The sequence below is a fragment of the Chloroflexus sp. MS-G genome, assembly GCF_000735195.1.
GTDB lineage: Bacteria > Chloroflexota > Chloroflexia > Chloroflexales > Chloroflexaceae > Chloroflexus.
In genome coordinates, this window is sequence record NZ_JPIM01000183.1 from 1 (window position 1) to 5,616 (window position 5,616).

5 protein-coding genes are annotated in these 5,616 nt (G+C 56.7%); all 5 read left to right on the forward strand.

The annotated features are described in order from the left end of the window. Positions 1-581: 581 nt before the first annotated feature. From JE47_RS0119345 to JE47_RS0119365, 5 genes are read left to right on the forward strand one after another with little or no spacing between them, the layout of a single operon-like run. A complete protein-coding gene (locus tag JE47_RS0119345; protein ID WP_031461322.1) occupies positions 582-2,078 on the forward strand; it encodes a replication-associated recombination protein A in 1,497 nt (498 codons plus the stop codon). A 33-nt stretch (positions 2,079-2,111) separates the two neighbouring features. Continuing rightward, positions 2,112-3,269: an NAD(P)/FAD-dependent oxidoreductase gene (locus tag JE47_RS0119350; protein ID WP_035420064.1), complete on the forward strand. Its 1,158-nt coding sequence runs from the start codon at positions 2,112-2,114 to the stop codon at positions 3,267-3,269. Positions 3,270-3,283: 14 nt separating this feature from the next. Continuing rightward, a complete protein-coding gene (locus JE47_RS0119355; protein WP_031461324.1) occupies positions 3,284-3,529 on the forward strand; it encodes a hypothetical protein in 246 nt (81 codons plus the stop codon). A 56-nt stretch (positions 3,530-3,585) separates the two neighbouring features. Next, a complete protein-coding gene (locus JE47_RS0119360; RefSeq protein WP_031461325.1) occupies positions 3,586-4,209 on the forward strand; it encodes an IS607 family transposase in 624 nt (207 codons plus the stop codon). Positions 4,210-4,227: 18 nt separating this feature from the next. Next, positions 4,228-5,568, forward strand: a complete 1,341-nt coding sequence (locus JE47_RS0119365) for an RNA-guided endonuclease InsQ/TnpB family protein (RefSeq protein WP_031461326.1) — start codon at positions 4,228-4,230, stop codon at positions 5,566-5,568. Positions 5,569-5,616: the final 48 nt, after the last annotated feature.

The window sequence follows — 5,616 nt, forward strand, 5'->3', positions numbered from 1 at the left end:
CGTTTATACCAGAAGTTTTTCAACGTTCTTACCCTACTCCGCAATGAGATGGAGATAAACAAAATGAGAAGTGTGAGTGATAAACGGGTGCTTAAACCGTTTGCCGTGCGCGCAGAAGCGCGTAGCTTCTCGTTGCACCCCCCCGCAAGCGAGGGGCTTAGAGCGGGTGCAAGCGGGGGGCTTAAGGGGGTTGGTATGATGATGAGCCAACCGATAGCCAACGCACTGCTGCACAATAATAACACCGGTAGCCATCGCTGGCTACCGGTGTGTTCGGCAACCCGTCGCCGAGGGTTAGAGGACAGCGGAAGAGGAACAAGCGGGGAACAACGGAGGTGATGTACAGCTTTCAACTGAGGTTCATAACTGTTGATCCCTCGCCGACGGATGAAGCCGTCTCAGCACACTTTTAGCATACAAGAGCGAGTTACGGTTAGCAATAGTCCTTTGATCCCCCCTGGCATAACCCATGTGGTGAGTAGAGATCAGTATGAACATCATCGCGCACATAGCGAAAAGCCTACTGCGGGATGTGCTACAATCAAGGATAGTACAACCGGTATTGGAGCGAAGCGTTGTCTATGTCACCCAAACAACGAGGAACAACTCTGTTTGACGCGCAACGCCAACAGGCATTGCAACAGCAGGCGCCGCTGGCTGCCCGTATGCGACCACGCACGCTCGATGAGTTCGTCGGACAAACACATATTGTCGGCGAAGGTAAGCTGCTTCGGCGGGCCATTGCGAATGATCAGCTCTTCTCGCTGATCCTGTGGGGGCCACCGGGAAGCGGTAAGACAACGCTAGCGCAAATCATTGCCGTCAGTACGAAAGCTCATTTTGAACCGCTCAGTGCCGTAAGTGCGGGTGTAAACGATCTCCGTCGGGTGGTGCAAGAAGCGCAAGACCGGTTGGGGATGTTTCAACAGCGCACCATTGTCTTCATCGATGAGATTCATCGCTTTAACAAGAGTCAGCAGGACGCAATTTTACCCTACGTCGAAGATGGAACGATCATTCTCATCGGTGCTACTACCGAGAATCCATCATTCGAGGTCAATTCGGCACTGCTCTCACGGGCCAGAGTTTTCAAGCTGGAAGCACTGACCGACGAGGAGATCGGTACGCTGATCGACCGTGCCCTGAGTGATCGCGAGCGCGGTCTGGGGAATATGAAGATTATGCTAGCGCGTGACGCCCGTGACTACCTGATCAATATGTCAAACGGCGACGCACGCACGGCCTTGAATGCGCTTGAAGCGGCGGCACGCTCAAAACCACCGGCAATTGGCGATACACGTCTGATTACGGTTGACGACATTCGCGATGCGTTGCAAAGTCGCGCCACCCGCTACGATAAGCGCGGTGAATTGCATTACGATGCGATTTCAGCATTGCATAAGAGTGTACGCGACAGCGATCCCGACGGCGCACTCTACTGGCTGGCCCGAATGCTCGATGGCGGCGAGGATCCACTGTATATTGCACGCCGTCTGGTGCGGATCGCGGTCGAGGATGTTGGTCTGGCCGATCCCCATGCTCTCCCGCAAATCATTGCCGCACAGCAGGCGGTACACTTTCTCGGTCAGCCCGAAGGAGAACTGGCGCTGGCGCAAGCGGTTGTCTACCTCTGTCTGGCACCCAAGAGCAATGCCCTCTATCGGGCTTATGGCGCCGTCCAGCGTGACGTGGCGGAGACGCGCAATGAACCGGTGCCACTCCATCTGCGCAACGCACCGACCCAACTGATGAAGCGGCTTGGTTATGGAAAGGGCTACGAGTACGCCCATGACCTGCCTGAAGGGCGTTCTGATCAAGCGCATTTACCGCCTAATCTGATCGGGCGTATTTACTACGAACCAAGTGGGCGGGGATTCGAGGCCATTGCCCGCGAACGATTGGCGTGGCGTGAAGAACGACACCAGCCCGAGCCACCAGCGCCACCATCGGTGCCGGAAGAATTAGCGCCGGGTGAAGAACCGCAGTTGCCACCAGAGGAACTTGCTCCGGGTGAAGAACCGCAACGACCGTTGCCATCGACACCGACACGACGACGCGAAAAACGTGGGAAAGCATAAAAGATTGTAGATGATTAAAGTGAGGGCAGCATGATAGTTAAGCGGGCGCAGGTCGTGATTATTGGCGCAGGCGTAATCGGAGCTAGCGTCGCATTTCATCTGGCCGAGCGTGGACTGCGTGATGTAGTCATCTTAGAACGCGAAGAAACGGAAATCAGCGGCAGTACGGCCCGCTCGGCAGCAGGTGTACGCCACCAATTCTCGTCGCGCACGAATGTACTCTTGTCGCGCTACAGTATCGAGCGCTTACGCCACTTCACTGAAGAGGTTGGTGGTCACGCTGAGTTGCGGCAGGTTGGCTACTTGTTCCTGATTAACGATGAAGCAACGTGGGCGCAATATCTGCGTAATGTAGCGATGCAACGAGAGTTGGGTGTGCGGGTTGAGGTGCTGACTCCTGCTGAGGCAGCACGCTTTATTCCGCAGATGCGTACCGATGACCTGATTGGGGCAACGTTCGGCCCTGATGACGGTTACTGTGACCCTTACGGTATTGCGCTAGGCTATCTACGCGCCGCGCAACGTCACGGTGTGCGACTGTACCGTGGGACGCCAGTCATCGGGTTTCAGATTGTTGGTGGGCGGGTAACGGCTGTTGAGACACCGGTCGGTATAATCGGGTGTGAATTCGTGGTGAACTGTGCCGGGCCATGGGCTGGTGAAGTGGCTGCTCTGGCCGGTCTCGATCTACCGGTTAAACCATATCGACGTAATGTTTACATGACGACACCATTCCCAGCAATCAGTGGTCCTATCCCGCTGACAGTTGATGTCGGGAGCGGTTTTTATATGCGGCGCGAAGGGCAGAGCATCTTGATGGGTCGCTCGAATCCCAATGAACCGAGCAGCACGAATACGAACGTAGATTGGGAATGGTTAGAGGCTGTAATCGAGGCTGGCATCTACCGTTTTCCAATCCTTGAGACGGCAGGGCTGGCCGAGCAACAGTGTTGGGCCGGCCTGTACGAGATCACGCCGGATCACAATCCAATCCTTGGTCGTCATCCCGACTTGGAAGGCTATATTGATGCCAGTGGTTTTAGCGGTCATGGGATCATGCACGCACCGGCCACCGGTCTGCTGATCGCCGAAGAGATAATCGATGGCAAAGCACACACGATCAATATTGATGAACTGCGGATCAATCGTTTTCGCAGTGGTTCTATCGTATCCGAATTCAATGTAATTTAACGAGGTGATGAGCAATGACACTCGATGAAGCAATTGCTGAGATCAAACGTCGCATCGCTGAGGTTAGTCCAAGCGCTGTTACGCGCGTGACGAGGGTTTCTGCGGAAGAAGCCAGTATCAGGGCGTATGCACCTGCCGCCGACGAACCAGCGATTAAGAATGCAACGAATGAATTTACGCTGTCGCTTATGATGAACGAAGGGCTTGATGTCCAGGTGCTAGTGTACGACATCACCACCTCACTACCGCCGGAGGAGTAGGCGAGGAGCCGGACTCTAGCTTGACTTCTAGTACGCGATAGTGTACAACGGTGCTCATGGAAAACACCATGCGCACAGGGAAAGCCGCAACACTCCTTGGTGTCTCGGTCAAGACGTTGCAGCGTTGGGAACGCGAAGGAAGGCTGATTCCGGTGGCCCGAACGGACAGCAACCGCCGTCTCTCCCCTGAGACGCAAATCCGTGCGTTCATCGGTTTGCGGCAGGCGAACCATGCGCCAACCACGCTGGTCGCCTCCTGTCGGGTATCGCGTGCAGCACAGAAGCCGGACCTGGCGAATCAGCGCAACGTGCTGGAAGAGGTCGTGGTGGCGAAGGGATTGGCGGGGGTCGAGGGTATCGAGGAAGTGGGCGGCGGGTTGAACTTCAAGCGCAAGCGGTTGCTGGCCCGTATGGACGAGATCGGGCGACGGGACGTCACGATGCTGATCCTCGCGCACCGGGACCGCCTCACCCGGTTCGGCGTTGAGTGGTTCGAACATGACGCCAAAACCCATGGTTGCGCAGTGCTGGTGCTCACCCAGGAACGGCTGTCTCCCGAACCGGAAATGGTGCAAGACGTGATGACCATCGTGCACGGTTGTTCGTCTCGGCGATACGGTGTGAGGAACGATCGAAAGAAGTTGAACGAAGCGCTAAAACAGGATGCGAGTCATGAGTAATGCCAAGAAGGCCAAACGATGCAACTAACCCACAAGATCGCCCTTTGTCCGACTCCTGAGCAAATCGACTACTTCAAGCGTGCCTGCGGCACGGCCCGGCGCGTCTGGAACTGGGCGCTCAATGAATGGAACAAACAATACGCAGCAGGCGGCAGGCCAAACGCCATGGCGCTCAAAAAGCAGTTCAACGCCATCAAATACACCGACCCACAGTGGCTCGACGAAAACGGCCGGCCTTGGTTGCAAGACATTCACCGGGACGCACACGCCCAGCCGTTTGCCCATCTCGCCAAAGCCTGGGAAAGATTCTTCGCCGACCTCAAGGCTGGCAAAGAGGCGCACGCACCGCGCTTCAAGAAAAAGGGGCGCTGCCGCGACAGCTTTTATGTTGCCAACGACAAGTTCCGTCTGGACGGCAAGACGATCCGCCTACCCAAGATCGGCGAAGTCGCTATGACCGAGGAACTGCGCTTCAAAGGAAAGATACTGGGCGCGACGGTCTCGCGCACGGCGGATCGTTGGTTTGTGGCAATACAGGTCGAAGTGCCTGATGCACAATTCTATCGGCGTCGCACGGCGCACGATGTCAACGGCATCGACTTGGGCGTTAAGGCTGCCGCAACGATCTCGAACGGCGAAGCCATCGAAGCGCCAAAGCCGCTCAACGCAGCGCTGCGTCGCCTCAAGATTCGCGGTCGGCGTCTCAGCCGCAAGCTGCAAGCCGCCAAAGAGATGGCGGGGTTTGGACGCCATGCCCGCCTGCCCAAAGGAACGCGCCTGCCGGTCTCGAACAACCGGCAGAAGTCCGCTGCGACATTGGCAAGGCTGCATGCCCGCCTTGCCAATCTCCGAGCGGACGTTACTCATAAGCTCACGACCCGACTCTGCCGCGAAAACCAAGCGGTAGTGATCGAGGATGTAAACGTCAAAGGGATGCTTGCAAACGAGAGACTCGCCCGCGCCATCTCTGACGTGGGCTTTGGGATGTTGCGCTCGCAGTTGGAATACAAGGCGAAACGCTACGGAACGCGGTTGGTTATTGCTGATCGCTGGTATCCAAGTAGCCGACTGTGCTCCATTTGTGGCTGGAAGAACGAGGCGCTGACGTTGAGCGATCGAACATGGGTGTGTGCGCAATGTGGCGCGCACCATGACCGTGACCTCAATGCGGCGCGGAACCTGAAACGGCTGGCAACCGAAACTGCCCTACCCGTGGCGAGTCCGACCAGTAATGGCGGCGCTGCGGCGGGGACGGTCCCCGCCGCAGCCGGGAAAGTCACGCTTGTCAGAGACGACGGTGGTCATCAAGACACGTCGGGGCAGGAAGAGAACCGTGCGCACCTTTGCGCACTTTCTTGATAGCAGATTCGCTGGTGTCTCCCTTACCTTCCCCCTTATTCCCTTCCT